Genomic DNA, 15,206 nt, shown 5'->3' with positions numbered 1-15,206 from the left:
CCGTGACCAGCTAAAGGAGTGTGGACCCGTGAAGTTCATGCTGATCATCCACATGAACCCGGACACCTGGGCCGGTTTGGACGCCGAGACCCAGGACAAGGTCATGAACGGCCACGACGCCTTCCAGACGAAGATCAGGGCGACCGGGGAGATGGTCGGCACCTGGGCACTGGCCGACACCGAAAAGAGCTCGGTCGTCCGGCTCGACGGTGGCAAGCGGACGGTCACCGACGGCCCGTACCTGGAGGCCAAGGAATTCCTGGCGGGCTACTACGTGATCGAGGCCGACAGCCGGGATCGGGCGTTAGAAATCGCCGCCATGATGCCCGAGGTCGAATTCGGCGGACTGGGCATCGAGGTGCGGGAGATCGTCCATTACGCGGGTCCCACGGCCTGACCCCCAAGCGGAGCGCGGAAATCCCGCGCTCCGCTTTTTTGCGCAAAGGAGAGGACTTTTCGGCGGGCCCTGTGCGAGATGGTTGTCGGGACCGATCGGCGCGCGACCATAACCAGGGAGAAAACAGCATGGCTGCAACGACCACGCCGTGGGGTGACGCGTCGGCCATCCTCGCCGCAGCGGGCATCGAAGAGGACACTTCGTACTACCGCGAGTTCACCGGCGAGGACGAAAAGGCCGTGCTCACCGTGGCGATGCGCATCCAGGAAGGCTGGGAGCGCAACGACGCCGACTTCTTCGCCGACACCTTCGCCGACAATGGCAGCCTCCTGATGAAAGACGACCAGCTCACCAGCCGCGAGCAGATCCGCGAGTACATGAAGGCGGGCTTCGAGGGCTATTTCCGCGGCGCGCGCGTGCGCGGCTATCCGCTGGCGGTCCGGTTCCTCAGCGACGACACGGCGTTGGTGATCAGCCAGGGTGGCATCCTGCTCGACGGCGAGACGGAGACCGCGCCGGAGCGGCAGGTCCGCGTCACCTGGGTGATCGTCAAGGACGGCGGCGGGCTGAAGCTGCTGTCCCACCAGACCAGCCCCATCAAGGGATGACGGAAAGGGAATCGGCTCATGGCGGTGGAAACAGGTTCGGCGGCCCCGGACTTCACCCTCGGCGACCTCAACCGGGAGCAGGTCACCCTGAGCTCGTTGTGGCGTGAGAAGAACGTGCTGCTCGTGTTCTACCCGTTCGCGTTCAGCCAGATCTGCCAAGGCGAGATCTGCCAGGTCCGCGACGAGCTCGCCGGGTACGACGACGAGAACGTCCAGGTGGTCGGCGTTTCCGTCGACACCCCGTTCGCGCTCAAGGCCTGGGCGGAGCAGCAGGGCTTCACCTTCCCGCTGCTGTCGGACTTCTGGCCGCACGGCGAGGTCGCGAAGACCTATGGCGTTTTCAACGACATCGGCGGCATGGCCAACCGCGGTACTTTCCTCATCGACACCAAGGGAATCGTGCGGTTCGCCGAGGTCGTCTCCCCTCGCGAAGCCCGCGACCAAGCCAACTGGAAAAAGGCGGTCGCCGCACTGCGCGGCTGATCCGCGTCACCGCCGAGCCCCCGCGCGCCGCCCCTCGCGCGGGGGCTCGGTCATGCCCGCGTTCCGGGGTCGTGAGTGGTACGGCCGGTTCTAACCGGTCTAAACACTCACGACCAAAGCGGACGCGAGAAAGCCCGCTTTGCTCCGATGGAGTAAAGCGGGCTTGTTCGCGAAAGCCGTTTCAGCCCGAGATGGGGCTGGTCTGGTGGTTCAGCAGCTTCCAGTCGCCGTCTTCCTTGACGATCACCCAGGTCGCGCGGACCTCGCGCTCCGGAGCGACCTCGGTCTCGCCTTCCAGCACGAGACCGCCCTTGGTCACCGCGAAAGCCACGGTGTCCGACAGCTTGCGGATCACCACCGGGGTCTCCTCGAGGCGGGCGCCCTTGTAGGTGCCCTTGAAGGCCTCTGTCATGTACTCGAGGACCTCTTCGCGGCTCTGGAGCTGCTTGTCGCCGACGAGCATGCTGCCGTTGTCCGCGAAGACCTCGGCGAACAGTTCGGCGTCGCCCCGTTCCCACGCGCCGCGGATGCGCAGCGGCACGGTGAGCACCGCGCCCTCTTCGCCGTTGGGGAAGTCGCCGTAATTGGCTGCCCACTTCTTGGCGCCTGCGACCAGTTCGGATGCCTTGCCTGGCATGGGTTTTCTCCTCGGAGTCAGTGGGTTACCAGCGGAGGGTGGCGCCGGCGCCGCGGGGGCTGTTCTGGTAGCCGGCCAGGAACCACTCGCCGTCCTTCTTGACGGTGATCCAGGTCGAGCGCACGGCGAGCTCGGGGTCGATCTCCGTCTCGCCCGGCGCGAGGATGCCGCCGTGGGTGCGGATCAGCGCGACCGTGTCCGAGGCGAACCGCAGGTCCACCGGCTGGCCGGTCACGCCGCTGCCCTTGAACGGGCCGGCGTAGGCGGCCTTCATGAACGCCCTGATCTCTTCGCGGCCGACCTTGTACACGTCACCCGGCAGGATCAGGATGCCGTCCTCGGTGAACACCTCGGCCACGCCGTCGGCGCTGTTCTCCGCCCACGCCCCCACCAAGCGGAGCGGGACACTCAGCACTTCCTTCTCGCGCTCGGAAGTGAACTGCCCGTAGTAAGCCGTCAACCTGTCTTCGGCACTGACCGACATAAAAGTCTCCTCATCGAAGCGATCGCATACCTATGGTCGTCCCCGATTCATTGTCCGCGCGCGAGACGGCGTCGCTTCCTATTTCCTGCGACGGTCGGCGGCTCGAGCAGTTTTCAGGCGGCGGCGCGGGCGGCGGTGAGGTCGGCCAGCGCGGTGACCAGGCGGTCGACGTGCGCGCGGGTGGTGCCGAGGCCGATGCTGGCGCGGACGATCGAGCCGTCCGAACCACCACGTAAATGGCGAACCAGGTTGTGGGCGCACATCTTGCCGTCGCGGACGCCGACGCCGTAGTGGTCGGACAAGGTCTGGGCGAGCTGGCGAGCTTCCCAGCCACCGACGACGAACGAGACGATGCCCACCCGTGCCGAATCGGGGCCCCACAAGGAAAGTTCGCGCAGGCCGGGAATCATCGACAGACCCAGGCGCAACCGGCTGAGCAGTCTTTCCTCTGCTGCCACGAGAGAAGCCCAGCCTGCGGATTCCAGTGCCGAGCAGGCGGCGGAAATCGCCAGTGCGCCGAGGACATTCGGACTGCCTGCCTCGTGCCGTTCCTCGGGAGCGGTCGCCCAGACGACCGTGTCGGGGCCGACCAGCTTGCTGGCGCCGCCGCCGCGCAGGTACGGATCCGCCTCGGACAGCCAGTCGCCGCGCCCGATCAGCACACCGGCTCCGAACGGTGCGTAGAGCTTGTGTCCCGAGAAGGCCACGTAGTCCACAATGGACATGTCCATCGGCCGGTGCGGTGCGAGCTGCGCGGCGTCCACCGCGATCCGCGCGCCGCGGACGTGCGCGGCCGCGGCCAGTTCCTCGATGGGCCACAGCTCGCCGGTCACGTTCGAAGCGGCGGTCACCACGAGCAGCGAGCCGGGTGAGAGCGCGCTCGCCGCCGAGGCGACGGCCTCCTCCGGTGAGGACGGCATCGGCAGGCGCACCACGAAATGCCGGTGCAGCCAGGAAAGCAGGTTGGCGTGGTGCTCGGATTCGAAGACCACGACCGTGGTGTCCAGTGGCACGCAGGAGGCGAGCAGGTTCATCGAGTCGGTCGTGTTGCGGGTGAAGATCACCGCGTCGTCCTGCCGTGCGCCCGCGAACCGGCGGACCGTGTGCCTGGCGTCTTCGTAAGCACGCGTGGTCAGCTGGGAAAGGCGCCCCGCGCCTCGATGCACACTGGCGTACAACGGCAATGCCACATCCAGCGCGTCCTTGACCGCGAGCAGGCATGGCGCGCTCGCCGCGTAGTCGAAGTTCGCGTAGGGCACCGATGTTCCGTCCGCCAGCGGCACCCGGACGTCCGTGCCTGCCACCGCGGGTAACGCCGAGTCCATCAGAGGGGATGACACGGTCGACCTCCTGGTGAAGTTCTCCCGGACGAGCATGTCCAAGGAATGGGAATCGGCGCAACTCTGGTCGTGCTCCATCGCAGAGCATCCTCAGAGATGACGCGGACGCCCCGGCGTCGCACGATGAATCCGTGAGTGACACATATGACGTGATCGTGGTCGGGGCCGGGCACAACGGTCTGGTCTGCGCGGCTTATCTGGGACAGGCGGGCTACCGCGTCGCGGTGGTCGAACGGCGCGACTTCGTGGGTGGCGCCTGCATCACTGAAGAGGTCTTCCCCGGGCACCGGTTCAGTACCGCGAGCCTGGTGACCACCTTGTTCCGCAAGGAGATCATCGAGGACCTCAAGCTCGCGAAGCATGGCCTGCGGGTCATGGAGCGCGATCCGTCGGTCACCGCGCTCCTCGCGGACGGGCGCCACCTCAGCTTCAGATCCGATCCCGCGAAAATGCACGCGGAGATCAGCAAGTTCTCGGTGCGCGACGCGGACGCGTATTTCGAATACGGCGCCGCGATGCGCCGGGTCGCGCGCTTCGCCGAGCCGTACGTGACCGGCGCGTCGAGGGCGCCGTTGTTCGAGGACATCCCGGCGCTGAAGGCCATTCTGCAGGCCACGGCCGGGCTCGACGACAAGGACCTCCGCCTGCTGGTGGGCACGCTCTTCGGCAGCGCGCGTGAGGTGCTCGACGAGTGGTTCGAGTCCGAGCCGCTCAAGGTCACGCTGGCCACGGACGGCACCGTCGGTGTCGACGGCGGGCCCTCCACACCGGGCACCGCGTACCTGATGCTCTATCACCAGATGGGCACGACCGAGGACGCGCGCCCGTCGTGGGGCCAGGTCAAGTGCGGGATGGGCAGCATCACGCGTGCGCTGTCCGCGGCCTGTGAAGAGTTCGGAGTGGACATCTACACCGGGAAGGCCGTCAAGCAGATCCTGCTCGGCAGCTGCCCCCGTGCCATCGCCTGCCGCGGTGTCGAACTCGAGGACGGCACCCACATCTCCGCGAAGGCCGTGGTTTCGGCGGCCGACCCGTCGACCACCTTCGGGAAGATGGTCGACCCCGATGTCGTGCCAGCCAGCTACCGCGCCGCGCTGGCGAACCGCCCGCACGTGGGCGTCGCGGGCAAGGTCCACCTCGCGCTCGACCGGCTCCCCGAGGTCCGCGGCTTCGACGGCTTCGGCGAGCACTTCAACGGGACACTGCAGATCCTGCCGGACATGGACCATCTCGACCTGGTGCACGCCGAGATGCGGGCCGGTATCCCGCCGACCAAGCCGCACGTCGAGTGCTCGATCCCGAGCATCCTCGACCCCGATGTCGCGCCGCCCGGCAAGCACGTCATGAGCATGTACCTGCAGTACCTGCCCTACCAGCCGGCAGGCACGACCTGGGACGAGATCAGGGAGTCCTTCTTGGACAACCTGCTGGCCTACGTCGAGCCGTACCTGCCGGGGCTCACGGCCGCGGTGACGCACCGCAAGCTGTTCGCCCCGCCGGACATCGAGCGCGAGATCGGGCTGCCCGGCGGAAACCTCTACCACGGCGCGATGTCCCCGCTGGACCTGTTCGCCGGGCGTCCGGTGGCCGGTTACCCCGACTACCACACCCCGGTGCCAGGGTTCTTCCTCTGCGGTTCGGGCACGCGGCCCGGCGGTGGTGTGTTCGGGATTCCGGGCCGGAACGCGAGCGAGACCGTGCGCCGGTACTTCATGGAGCGGCGAAATGGCCGGTGAGGGCGAATACGACATCGACCTAGGACTGATCCAGTCGATTTCGCTGCCCAGCGACGGAAAAATACCCGGCGCGCTCACCAGTATCGCCGGACAGGAACACTACGACGCCTACTTCCGGCTGGTGCGGCAGCGGCCGGACCTGGCGACCTGGACACAGTCCTGTTTGGACGTTCAGCGTGACGTGCTGCTCGACCTCGAGCGCAGCTCACTGTCCGATGAGGACAAGGTCGCGATACTGGCAGGCTGCGTGGTCACCCTGCACAGCACGCTGGCGGAATGGGTGGCGCACGCGCACGACGACTTCGGGGAGGCCGCGGCGTGAATGACACCGGGCAGGCCGTGCTCCGCTGGAAGCTGGGACACCAGCTCTTCCATCTGAATCTGGCGGCGATGAACGGGCTGCTCGTGCAGGCGAGCACCGCGCTGGACAGGTCGCGCTGGACGGAGCTGGAAGCGGCCTTCCGGAAACTCACGATCCTCTATGACGCCGCCACCGCGACCATGCGCTACGCGGCGGACTTCGGCCAGGACACCTACGAGCGGGTGATCCGCCCGTCGATGGCGCCGCCGTTCATGACCCCGGGTTTCTCCGGCACGCTGAACATCGAACACGAGCAGATGCTCAGCAGGCTCACCTCGCTGCGCCGGGGGTTCAAGGCGGCGGACCGGGCCGGGCGCGTGCCGGGCGCCGTGCGGCTCGCCGCCACCAAGCTCTGGTCGGCGCAGTCACGCAACCGGCGCCACCACATCTTCGTCTGCGAAAAGTTCGTGCCGGAGGGCAAATCCCTGCTGTCCGAGCACTTCCGCCAAACCGCGAGCACTGAGGAGACAGAGTCATGATCCACGTCCTGGAAACCTGGGAGATCAAGGACGACTACGCCGACCGCGTGCCCGAGCTGATGCAGAAGATGGACGACCTGGTCGGCCCGCGTGCGCACGAGCACCCGGCCTTCCTCGGCCACGCCACCTTCTACCAGCACGAGCAGCAGCCCACCAAGGTGTGGGTGATGTACCCGTGGCGCAGCCGCGAGGAGGCCGAAGACCTGATCGGCGGCGAGGAGCCGCTGCTCGGTGACTTCGAGGCCACCTACTGCACCGGCCCGCGCGAGATCAGCTACCTCAACGAGGTCCCGCACGAGCACGACCACGACGACGACCACTGATGGAGACGCGGCTTCCTGGCACGGACCAGGTCGCGCTCGTCACCGGCGGCGCGCGCGGGATCGGCAGTGCCTTGTGCGAGCGGCTCGCCGCGGAGGGCGCGATGGTCGCGGTCAACTACCGGAGCGACGCCGCGAGCGCGCAGGCGCTGGTGGACCGGCTCCGGGCGTCGGGAGCCCGCGCGATCATGGTCAGGGCCGATCTGTGCGAGCCGGAGCAGGCCGAGCACGCCGTGCGCCAGACCGCCGGGGTGTTCGGCGCGCCGGTCTCGATACTGGTCAACAACGTCGGTGAGTTCGTGCTCGGCGCCGTGGCGGAAACCTCCGCGCAGCGGTGGAAGGCCATCATCGACAGCAATCTGAACTCGGCGTTCTACGCGACCAAGGCGGCGCTGCCCGGTATGCGCGCGCGTGGTTTCGGCCGGGTGATCACCATCGGGCTCGCACCCGCGCTGGAGGTCAGGGGCGCGCCGAACCTCGCGGCGTACACGGTGGCGAAGACCGGGATCGCGGTGCTCACCCGGTCGCTGGCCACCGAGGAGGCCAGGCACGGCATCACGGTGAACTGTGTCGCGCCCGGCCTGATCGACAACGGCCACCTGCCGCCGGAACAGGCGGGCTGGATGGCCAAGCGGGTGCCGGCCGGACGGCTGGGCACCTCGGACGACATCGCCGACGCGGTGGCGTTCCTGGTCTCCGACCGGGCCGGATACATCTCCGGCGCCACGCTTTCGGTGTCGGGCGGCTGGGACTGGGGTGACCGTCCGGTCGACCACGACGAAGACGTGACCGAACTCTTCGCAGAGGCAGCCAATGTCTGAGGAACCCGGCGACTGGGCGCCTGCTCAGTTCGAGGAGCACGGCAGGGAACTCCTTGCCGTGCTCCGGGCGCATTTCGAGTCGATCCGGCAGGTCCCGGTGACCGTCCCGAGGGACACCGGTGACCTGTCGGCTTCGCTGCTGTCCGAGCTGCCCGAGCAGGGTGTGGACTTCGATCGGGTGCTGACCGACACCCGTGAGCTGGTCCTGCCGTATCTCGTGCACTGGAACCACCCGTCGTTCCACGGCTATTTCTCCAACAGCGCCAGCTTTCCCGGGGTTCTCGCCGAGACGATGACCGCTGCGCTGAACGTCAACGCCATGCTGTGGAAGAGCGGCCCCGCGGCGTCCGCGCTCGAACGGGTCGTGCTCGGGTGGATCGCGGAAATGGTCGGCTATCCGGAAGAGACCGACTCCGTGCTGGTCAACGGCGCCTCGCTGGCCACGTTGTACGCGCTCGCGGCCGCGCGTGACGCCGCGCTCGGGCCGAGCGTCCGCGTCGAAGGCCTGGCCGGGCGTGACCTGCCTGTGCTGCGGCTCTACACCTCCGACCAGGCGCACAGCTCGGTCGACAAGGCCGCGATCACGCTGGGCTTCGGCACGGCGAACCTGGTCAAGATCCCGACCGACGACCAGTACCGGATGCTCCCGGAAGCACTGGAAGCCGCGATCACCGCGGACCTCGCCGCCGGGTTCAAGCCGGTGGCGGTGGTCGCGACGGTCGGCACCACTTCGGTCGGCGCCGCCGATCCGATCACGGCGATCGCCGACATCTGCGAGCGCAACGGTGTCTGGCTGCACGTGGACGCCGCGTTCGGCGGGTTCTGGCGGCTGGCGCCGTCGCTCGCCGAGCAGGTCGAGGACCTGACGCTGGCGGACTCGCTGGTGGTCAACCCGCACAAGACGCTGTACATCCCGATGGAGGCGACGGCGCTGTACTGCAGGCACCGCGGCGCGCTGGCGGACACGTTCCGCCTCGTCGCCGAGTACCTGACCTCGGCGCAGGACGAGCACACCGTCGACTACATGAACCTGACACCACAGCTGGGACGCAGTTTCCGCGCGCTGAAGCTGTGGTGGGTGATCAGGACGTTCGGCAGGGCGGGACTGGCCGCGCGGCTGGAGCACAGCGTCCAGCTGGCGAACTGGCTGCGCGACGCCGTCGCCGAAGAACCGTTGTGGCGAGTCCCCGTCGACTCGGTTTATCCGTTGGTGTGCCTGCGTTTCGAGCCCAGCGGCGACCGGGAGGTCAACGACTGGCTGAACGCCGAAATCGTCGAGGAGGTCAACGCCTCCGGCGAAGCCTTCATCTCCCACACGGTCATCGACGACGGATACGTGATCCGGGTGTCGATCGGCAACATCCACACCACGCGCGCCGACATCGAACGGCTGTGGCGCGCACTACGTGAAATCGCCGCCCGGAGGTTCTCCATGCCACGGGCGGCCTAATGGTCACCATCGGAAGTCCTCCGGGGGTCTCGACGGCCCAGCTTCCCGCTGGACGCACGGCCGCAAGGCCCGAGTACAACCCGGTACGAGGGCCTCACGGCCGCACGCCCAGCGGAAACCTGGATCCGCCGAATACCCCCGAAGGACTTCCGATGGCAACCACTTGACCTGAGAGGCAGAAATGAACAACGCGCTGGCGGCGGTCGAGAGCGGCCACGGCGGGATCAGGCATTTGATGATCCCGGGACCGTGCCGGTTGCATCCCCGTGAGCTGGCGGTGCTCGGCAGGCAGATCGAGCCGCACTACGGTCCGGCGTGGATGGCCGATTTCGCCGCCGTGCACGGGGATCTCGCGTCGCTGCTGGGCGCGGACCGCACGTACCTGCTGCCGGGATCCGGCTCCGCGGGGCTGGACGCGGCGATGTTCAACCTGTTCGAACCGGGGCAGCGGGTGGCCGTGGTGAACTCGGGTTACTTCGGCAGCAGGCTTGTCGACATCGCGCGGGCGCACGGGCTCGACGCGCGGGTCGTCTCCTGTGAGCCGGGCGAGCCCGTCGACCCGGCGCGGATCGATCTCAGTGGCTGCGATGGCCTGGTCGTCACGCATGTGGAGACGGCGACCGCGGTCCGGCACCCGATCGACCGGCTGGCCGAGCTCGCGCACGCGTCCGGCGCGGTGTTGCTCGTCGACGCCATCGCGGCCGCGGGCGGTGAACACATCGACATGCGCGCGATGGGGGTCGACGCGCTCGTTTCCGCTTCCCAGAAGGGACTCGGCGGCGCACCGGGGCTCGCCGTGGTGGCGCTTTCCGACTCTGGAAAGGAGCGCGTCGACGCTCGCTCGGTGCGCCCGCCGACCTGGTATCTCGATCTCGCGCGATGGGAGCACGCGGCGACCGAGGACGACTGGGAACCCACGCCGGTCACCATGCCGACCAGCCTGATCCAGGTGCTGGCGAGCAGTCTGCGCCGGATTCACACGGTAGGAAGGGAAAACTGGGTCGCCCAGCGCGCGCAGCTGCGCATGGAATGCCGCGATGGCTTGCGGCGACTGGGTTTCGGCGTCGTCGCCGACGACGAGCACGCGGCGAACCTCGTGGTCGTCGCCCGTCATCCGCGCGCGAACGAGCTGTGCGACCGGCTGCTGGACGCCGGCGTGATGATCGCGGGCGGCCTCGAGCCGTTCGCGGGTGAGACCTTCCGCGTCGGGCTGGTCGGCACCTCCGCGAACCGCAAGCTGATCGAAATGCTCCTGCACGAAATCGAGAGGATCCTTTGATGACCACCACCCTAGAACGGTCGATGGGTGTATCCGGGCTCGTCATCCACTACGTGACCTCGGTGGTGGGGGTGGGCATCCTCATCCTGCCGGGGCACGCGGCCGCCGAGGCCGGGCCGCTTTCGCTGCTCGCGTGGGCGCTGCTGATCCTTTACTCGTACCCGCTCGCGCTCACCTTCGCGCGGTTGTCGGCCCAATATCCGAGCGCCAGCGGGATCGCCTGCTTCGTCAGCACCGGCATCGCACCGCGGGCGGGCCGGTGGGTCGGGGCGTTCCTGGTGCTGTCACTGCTCATCGCGAACCCCGTGCTCGGTCTCGCCGCGTCCCGGTATCTGCTGAACATGTGGGATCCCAACCCGAGTGACCTGAAGGTGGTGCTGCTCGGCTTCGCGATCATGGTCGGCTCGGTCCTGTTCAACCTGTTCGGGGTCAAGACGAGCAGCTTCGTCCAGGGCGCCGTGCTGATCGCGCTCGTGACCTTCCTGGTCGTCGTGATGGCCATCGCCATGCCGAGCGCGGACACCGCGAACCTGACGCCGTTCGCGCCACACGGGTGGTCCAGCGTCGGCGCGGCGCTGATCGTGTGTTTCTTCGGGTTCATCGGGTGGGAGAACGCCGCACCGGTCGCCGAAGAGGTGGTGGATCCGCGCCGGACGTTCCGCAAGGCCATCGCGCTGGCGGTGTTCGTGATCGGGTTCCTGTATCTGGCGATGGCCGCGACGATCGTGCTGGTGGTGCCGCCCGGTGCCGCGGAAGGCAGCCAGATCACGGCGTTCACGACGTTGCTGCGGATCGTGAGCGGGGAGACGCTGGCGCGGGTGGGCGGCATCGTCGCCGTGGTGCTGCTGCTGCTCGCGACGAACGCGTGGGTGCTCGGCACCTCGCGGATGGTCTATTCGTCGGCCAGGAGCGGCCTGCTCCCGGCGGCTCTGACGAAGGTGTCCGCACGCCGGAACGTGCCGTACGTCGCGCTGCTGTCGCTGATCGCCGGGTACGGCGTGCCGGTCGGCCTGCTCGCGGTGACCGGCAGCAGCGAGGAGCGGCTCATCACCGCGACCTCCGCGGCCTTCCTGCTGATCTTCCTGGTCACCTTCGTGGCCGCGCACCGGCTGCTGACCGGGCGTGCCGCGCGGCTGTGCAACATCGGCGTCGCCATCGGCGCGGCGGCGATGCTGCCGTTCTTCGGCACCAGCCTGATCTACGCGGGCGTGTTGATGGTGCTGGCGCTGCTGATGGTGTTCCGGAAGAACGCCGCCATTCAATGCTGCTGTTGACGCTTCTCGATCCAGTCCGCCCATGCCCCCAATGCGTCTTTCGGGTCGCTGCGGCCGACGCCGACGCGGAAGCGGTCGGTGGGCACCGGGGTCAGCCCTGAGACGTACAGGCTGGCGGGCAGCAGCAGGACGCCGGCCTCGGTGACGAGGCCGGCGCACATCGCTTCGACGCCGTCTTCGCCGAGATAACGCGGGAAAGTGACGCAGCCGCCCTTCGGGGGCTGCCACTCGAACAGCTCGGGGAAGGCGGCGAAGAAGGCGTCGAACACGGGCACGTTCTCGGCGATGATCCGGCGGTTGCGTTCCAGCAGCCGGTCCTTGGCGTTCAGCGCGATCAGTCCGAGCACCTCGCTGAGCGTCGAGTTGCAGATCGACGCGTAGTGCTTGGCGCGCTCCAGGCGTTGCAACAGCGCGCGGTCACGGCACGCGATCCAGCCGATGCGCAGGCCGCCGAGTCCGTAAGCCTTGGAAAGCACATTGAGCGACAATGCGGTTTTCGACAGGTCGGCTGCCTGCGTCAGCGTGGCTTCGCGGTCGAGCTCGACGCCGCGGTAGACCTCGTCGCTGAACAACCGGATCCCGCGGTCGTCGGCCAGGCGGACCAGCCGTGCCCAGGTCGCTTTGTCCGGGATGGTTCCGGTGGGGTTGTTGGGGAAGTTGACCGAGATGACCTTGGTGTTGGGGCGGATGGCGCGCTCGAGCGCGTCGACGTCGAGGCGCCAGTCGTCCGACGGGTCGAGCGCGATCCCGGTGACCTCGCAGATCGACAGCGGGATCGTTTCGGCCGCCTGGTAGTTCGGGGTGATGACGATCGCGTGGTCGCCCTTGTCGAGCAGGACGTGCATCGCGAGGTTGAGTGCTTCCTCGGCGCCCGCGAAGCAGAGCACGTCTTCGGCTTCGAGGTTGTCGTACGTGCCCGCGATCGCCGCGCGGAGCTCGGGCAGGCCGTAGGTCTCGCCGTAGCTCAGGTCCATGCTTTCCCAGCGCTCACGGTCCTCGTCGCCCGCCAGCGCGAGCAGCTCGGCCTTCGTCACCGTCTGCGCGTCCGACGCGGTGAGGTGATACCGCGCGACGAACTCCCACCGGGAGAAATAAGCTTCCAGCCGGAACTCGGGAAGTGTAGGCATGGCGACAGTCTTGACGGCGTCGCCGCGCCCCGCGTCTCTGAGCGTGCGCACCTTCGGCCCATGCGAAACGCATGGGGGTATTCATGAAGCGCACGCTGGAGGAGGACGACGGCCGCTCGCGATACTCGAAGGCATGAATCTCTCGGCTGTCACCGCCGTTGAGCGGGCGATCGGAACGATGCGGGAAGAATACTCGACGCCGCTGACCGTCGATGATCTTGCCCGCTGCGCGATGTACAGCAAGTTTCATTTCTCCCGGATGTTCCAGCGGGTCACTGGAATATCCCCCGGCCGCTATTTGTCCGCGGTCAGGATCGCGGAGGCGAAACGGTTGCTGGTCTCCACTTCGCTGAGTGTAGCGGACGTGACCAATCAGGTCGGCTTCAGCGGGGTCGGCTCGTTCAGCACCAGATTCCGTTACAGCGTAGGGGTCACGCCGTCACGGTACCGCCGGATGGACCCACCGCCGTTCGTCGCCGGGTGCGGAAACGGGCGCGGCGTCGTCCGCGGCACGCTGGCTTGGAACGGTGCGTTCCCGGCTTTCGTCGGCCTGTTCTCCGGCCGGGTTTTCGAAGGCGTTCCGGCCCGGCACGTCATCATGGAACAGCCGGGAGAATATGTGCTCGACGGTGTTCCCGCGGGAAACTGGTTCGTGCTGGCGCATTCCATGCGCGGCAATCTGCTCGGCGGCACCGGGCAGGTGCAGATCGGGTCCGACAGCGATATCCGCGTTCCCGAAATCAGGCTGCGCGCCAGGCGGCTCGCGGACCCGCCCGCGTTGCTGGCGCTGCTCGACGATTCAGCAAGGGAAGAGGAGCCAGCGGCGCTCGCTTGCTGAGAATCTCGAAGTCACCTTGCTGACCGGTCCGAGGAGTATATTGTGGGAACACCGTCGGAGCAGGAATTCGTGAGCCGTGCCTCGAACCTGGTGCCGTTGCTGAAGGCGAACGCGGCCTGGACAGAGGAAAACCGGAAGCTGCACCCCGAAACACTCGAAGCGCTGACCGACGCCGGCTTCTTCCGGATGCGCATCCCGAAGCGCTACGGCGGCCACGAGGTCGGTCTGCGCACGCTGTCCGAGGCCGTCACCGAGCTCAGCAGGGGCGACGGCTCGACCGCGTGGACCTCGAGTGTCTGGACGATCAGCACCTGGATCGCCTGCCTGTTCCCCGACGAGGTGCAGGACGAGATCTTCTCGACGCCCGACGTGCGCGTCTGCGGCATCCTCAGCCCCACCGCGACCGCGACGCCGACCGCCGGCGGCTACCTCGTCAACGGCAAGTGGACGTTCAACTCGGGCGCCCAGCAGAGCCACTGGAACACCAACTCGGCGATCCTGCTCGACCCCGACGCCGACGGCCCCGAGCCGATCATGACGGCGATCCCGTTGAAGGACCTCGAGATCATCGACGACTGGTACACCTCGGGCCTGCGCGGCTCCGGCAGCGTCAGCACCGTCGCGCGTGACGTGTTCGTCCCCGCCGAGCGCGTCCTGAAGATGGGCCCGGTGCTGCACCAGAAGTACTCGTCGGTCAAGAACGCCGACTCCCCGATCTTCCAGGCACCGCTGCTGCCCACCGCCTGCGCCACCGTGAGCGCCATCGCGGTCGGACTGGCGAAGGCGGCCAAGGAGTCCTTCTTCGAGCGGCTCCCGGGGCGCAAGATCACCTACACCGACTACACCAACCAGGCCGAGGCGCCGCTGACCCACCTGCAGGTCGCCGAGGCCACGATCAAGGTCGACGAGTCGAGCTTCCACGCGCTCCGCGCCGCGGACCTGGTGGACTCCAAGACCGCTTCCGGCGAGGAGTGGACGCTGGAGGAACGCGCCCGCGTCCGGCTCGACCTCGGCGCCACCTGCCAGCGCGCCAAGGAGGCCATCGACATCCTGGCCACCGCCAGCGGCGGCTCGTCGACGTACAGCTCGGTGCCGATCCAGCGCATCGAGCGCGACATCCGCGTCGTGAACCTGCACGCGGTCATGCACCCGAACACCAACCTGGAGCTCTACGGCCGCATCGCCTGCGGCCTCGGCCCCAACACGCACTACCTCTGATCCCCTTGGGGTCGTGAGTGGTACGGCCGGTTCTTTTGGGCGGAAGGGCAAAGGTGTCATGTCGTGGTGGGCGACCTTGGCCTGCTTCAGCCCTGGCCACGAAAGAGTGACTGTGGAGGGTTTGCGGTGTTAGGCGACGCAAATCCTCCACGCCGGGGCTTGGTGTGTGGGTTTGCGTCGTCTAACGCCCCAAAACCCACACACCCCAGCCGATCGGGGTCGTGCGTGCTCGCGATGGAGCCTGGCCCCGGGCGGGGTCTGCGGTGACGGTTGCGGGCGAGTGGTAACTCTGCTCCGTTGGATGCAGCGGAGTTACCACTCGCGGACCCCCTCGTGAAGCGAGGGGGCCGTTGG

At 67.7% G+C, this 15,206-nt stretch carries 17 protein-coding genes; 13 read left to right on the top strand and 4 right to left on the bottom strand.

Annotated elements, in window-relative coordinates:
• Positions 1 to 37: 37 nt before the first annotated feature.
• From ACFV15_RS36745 to ACFV15_RS36735, 3 genes are all read left to right on the top strand, one after another.
• A complete protein-coding gene (locus ACFV15_RS36745; protein ID WP_378356580.1) occupies positions 38 to 397 on the top strand; it encodes a YciI family protein in 360 nt (119 codons plus the stop codon).
• A gap of 128 nt (positions 398 to 525) precedes the next feature.
• Entirely contained in the window at positions 526 to 1,005 is a 480-nt protein-coding gene (locus tag ACFV15_RS36740) for an SgcJ/EcaC family oxidoreductase (protein WP_378356546.1), read from the top strand.
• 18 nt (positions 1,006 to 1,023) lie between these two features.
• The gene (locus tag ACFV15_RS36735) at positions 1,024 to 1,488 is read left to right on the top strand and encodes a peroxiredoxin (RefSeq protein WP_378356544.1); all 465 of its coding nucleotides are present in this window, start codon (positions 1,024 to 1,026) and stop codon (positions 1,486 to 1,488) included.
• A 181-nt stretch (positions 1,489 to 1,669) separates the two neighbouring features.
• On the opposite strand, the gene ACFV15_RS36730 is transcribed toward ACFV15_RS36735, so the two are convergent.
• The 3 genes from ACFV15_RS36730 to ACFV15_RS36720 all read right to left on the bottom strand — a co-directional run bounded on the left by ACFV15_RS36730 (position 1,670) and on the right by ACFV15_RS36720 (position 3,949).
• Positions 1,670 to 2,125: an SgcJ/EcaC family oxidoreductase gene (locus ACFV15_RS36730; protein ID WP_378356542.1), complete on the bottom strand. Its 456-nt coding sequence runs from the start codon at positions 2,123 to 2,125 to the stop codon at positions 1,670 to 1,672.
• A 25-nt stretch (positions 2,126 to 2,150) separates the two neighbouring features.
• Entirely contained in the window at positions 2,151 to 2,609 is a 459-nt protein-coding gene (locus ACFV15_RS36725) for an SgcJ/EcaC family oxidoreductase (protein WP_378356540.1), read from the bottom strand.
• 113 nt (positions 2,610 to 2,722) lie between these two features.
• Complete coding sequence (locus tag ACFV15_RS36720; RefSeq protein ID WP_378356538.1) at positions 2,723 to 3,949, bottom strand: aminotransferase class V-fold PLP-dependent enzyme; 1,227 nt, start codon at positions 3,947 to 3,949, stop codon at positions 2,723 to 2,725.
• 131 nt (positions 3,950 to 4,080) lie between these two features.
• Between ACFV15_RS36720 and ACFV15_RS36715 the strand changes: the two genes are divergently transcribed.
• The 8 genes from ACFV15_RS36715 to ACFV15_RS36680 all read left to right on the top strand — a co-directional run bounded on the left by ACFV15_RS36715 (position 4,081) and on the right by ACFV15_RS36680 (position 11,669).
• Positions 4,081 to 5,685: a phytoene desaturase family protein gene (locus ACFV15_RS36715; RefSeq protein ID WP_378356536.1), complete on the top strand. Its 1,605-nt coding sequence runs from the start codon at positions 4,081 to 4,083 to the stop codon at positions 5,683 to 5,685.
• Positions 5,675 to 6,007 carry a hypothetical protein gene (locus ACFV15_RS36710; protein WP_378356534.1) on the top strand — a complete coding sequence of 111 codons (333 nt, stop codon included), beginning with the start codon at positions 5,675 to 5,677 and terminating at the stop codon, positions 6,005 to 6,007. Before ACFV15_RS36715 ends, ACFV15_RS36710 begins: the two co-directional genes overlap by 11 nt.
• Positions 6,004 to 6,525, top strand: coding sequence for a hypothetical protein (locus ACFV15_RS36705; protein WP_378356532.1), 522 nt, complete (start codon positions 6,004 to 6,006; stop codon positions 6,523 to 6,525). Before ACFV15_RS36710 ends, ACFV15_RS36705 begins: the two co-directional genes overlap by 4 nt.
• Complete coding sequence (locus ACFV15_RS36700) at positions 6,522 to 6,848, top strand: hypothetical protein (protein WP_378356530.1); 327 nt, start codon at positions 6,522 to 6,524, stop codon at positions 6,846 to 6,848. The genes ACFV15_RS36705 and ACFV15_RS36700 overlap by 4 nt, the downstream gene beginning before the upstream one ends.
• Complete coding sequence (locus ACFV15_RS36695) at positions 6,848 to 7,666, top strand: SDR family NAD(P)-dependent oxidoreductase (protein ID WP_378356528.1); 819 nt, start codon at positions 6,848 to 6,850, stop codon at positions 7,664 to 7,666. Before ACFV15_RS36700 ends, ACFV15_RS36695 begins: the two co-directional genes overlap by 1 nt.
• Positions 7,659 to 9,116 (top strand): pyridoxal phosphate-dependent decarboxylase family protein, encoded by a 1,458-nt coding sequence (locus ACFV15_RS36690; protein ID WP_378356526.1) that lies wholly within the window; start codon positions 7,659 to 7,661, stop codon positions 9,114 to 9,116. Before ACFV15_RS36695 ends, ACFV15_RS36690 begins: the two co-directional genes overlap by 8 nt.
• A gap of 181 nt (positions 9,117 to 9,297) precedes the next feature.
• On the top strand, positions 9,298 to 10,395 hold the full coding sequence (locus tag ACFV15_RS36685) for a pyridoxal-phosphate-dependent aminotransferase family protein (protein ID WP_378356524.1): 1,098 nt from the start codon (positions 9,298 to 9,300) through the stop codon (positions 10,393 to 10,395).
• Entirely contained in the window at positions 10,395 to 11,669 is a 1,275-nt protein-coding gene (locus ACFV15_RS36680; protein ID WP_378356522.1) for an APC family permease, read from the top strand. Before ACFV15_RS36685 ends, ACFV15_RS36680 begins: the two co-directional genes overlap by 1 nt.
• Here the strand turns inward: ACFV15_RS36680 and ACFV15_RS36675 are convergent.
• Positions 11,654 to 12,796: an aminotransferase class I/II-fold pyridoxal phosphate-dependent enzyme gene (locus ACFV15_RS36675; RefSeq protein WP_378356520.1), complete on the bottom strand. Its 1,143-nt coding sequence runs from the start codon at positions 12,794 to 12,796 to the stop codon at positions 11,654 to 11,656. The two genes, ACFV15_RS36680 and ACFV15_RS36675, sit on opposite strands and share 16 nt — an antisense overlap.
• Before the next feature lie 133 nt (positions 12,797 to 12,929).
• On the opposite strand from ACFV15_RS36675, the gene ACFV15_RS36670 reads away from it, so the two are divergent.
• Positions 12,930 to 13,634: a helix-turn-helix transcriptional regulator gene (locus ACFV15_RS36670; RefSeq protein WP_378356518.1), complete on the top strand. Its 705-nt coding sequence runs from the start codon at positions 12,930 to 12,932 to the stop codon at positions 13,632 to 13,634.
• 39 nt (positions 13,635 to 13,673) lie between these two features.
• Entirely contained in the window at positions 13,674 to 14,852 is a 1,179-nt protein-coding gene (locus ACFV15_RS36665) for an acyl-CoA dehydrogenase family protein (protein WP_378356578.1), read from the top strand.
• The last annotated feature ends 354 nt before the right edge of the window (positions 14,853 to 15,206 follow it).

The sequence above is a fragment of the Amycolatopsis sp. NPDC059657 genome (genome assembly GCF_042734395.1).
In the GTDB taxonomy this organism is placed as follows: domain Bacteria; phylum Actinomycetota; class Actinomycetes; order Mycobacteriales; family Pseudonocardiaceae; genus Amycolatopsis.
The sequence above is the reverse complement of the archived record's forward strand: the minus strand, read 5'-3'. Positions and strand labels throughout refer to the sequence as shown.

What these genes read in the sequence shown, in the direction of transcription:
- ACFV15_RS36670 (WP_378356518.1), top strand. Translation starts at nt 12,930, where the DNA reads ATGAATCTCTCGGCTGTCACCGCCGTTGAGCGGGCGATCGGAACGATG.
- ACFV15_RS36700 (WP_378356530.1), top strand. Translation starts at nt 6,522, where the DNA reads ATGATCCACGTCCTGGAAACCTGGGAGATCAAGGACGACTACGCCGAC.
- ACFV15_RS36740 (WP_378356546.1), top strand. Translation starts at nt 526, where the DNA reads ATGGCTGCAACGACCACGCCGTGGGGTGACGCGTCGGCCATCCTCGCC.
- ACFV15_RS36685 (WP_378356524.1), top strand. Translation starts at nt 9,298, where the DNA reads ATGAACAACGCGCTGGCGGCGGTCGAGAGCGGCCACGGCGGGATCAGG.
- ACFV15_RS36690 (WP_378356526.1), top strand. Translation starts at nt 7,659, where the DNA reads ATGTCTGAGGAACCCGGCGACTGGGCGCCTGCTCAGTTCGAGGAGCAC.
- ACFV15_RS36725 (WP_378356540.1), bottom strand. Translation starts at nt 2,609, where the DNA reads ATGTCGGTCAGTGCCGAAGACAGGTTGACGGCTTACTACGGGCAGTTC.
- ACFV15_RS36675 (WP_378356520.1), bottom strand. Translation starts at nt 12,796, where the DNA reads ATGCCTACACTTCCCGAGTTCCGGCTGGAAGCTTATTTCTCCCGGTGG.
- ACFV15_RS36735 (WP_378356544.1), top strand. Translation starts at nt 1,024, where the DNA reads ATGGCGGTGGAAACAGGTTCGGCGGCCCCGGACTTCACCCTCGGCGAC.
- ACFV15_RS36710 (WP_378356534.1), top strand. Translation starts at nt 5,675, where the DNA reads ATGGCCGGTGAGGGCGAATACGACATCGACCTAGGACTGATCCAGTCG.
- ACFV15_RS36730 (WP_378356542.1), bottom strand. Translation starts at nt 2,125, where the DNA reads ATGCCAGGCAAGGCATCCGAACTGGTCGCAGGCGCCAAGAAGTGGGCA.
- ACFV15_RS36695 (WP_378356528.1), top strand. Translation starts at nt 6,848, where the DNA reads ATGGAGACGCGGCTTCCTGGCACGGACCAGGTCGCGCTCGTCACCGGC.
- ACFV15_RS36680 (WP_378356522.1), top strand. Translation starts at nt 10,395, where the DNA reads ATGACCACCACCCTAGAACGGTCGATGGGTGTATCCGGGCTCGTCATC.
- ACFV15_RS36745 (WP_378356580.1), top strand. Translation starts at nt 38, where the DNA reads ATGCTGATCATCCACATGAACCCGGACACCTGGGCCGGTTTGGACGCC.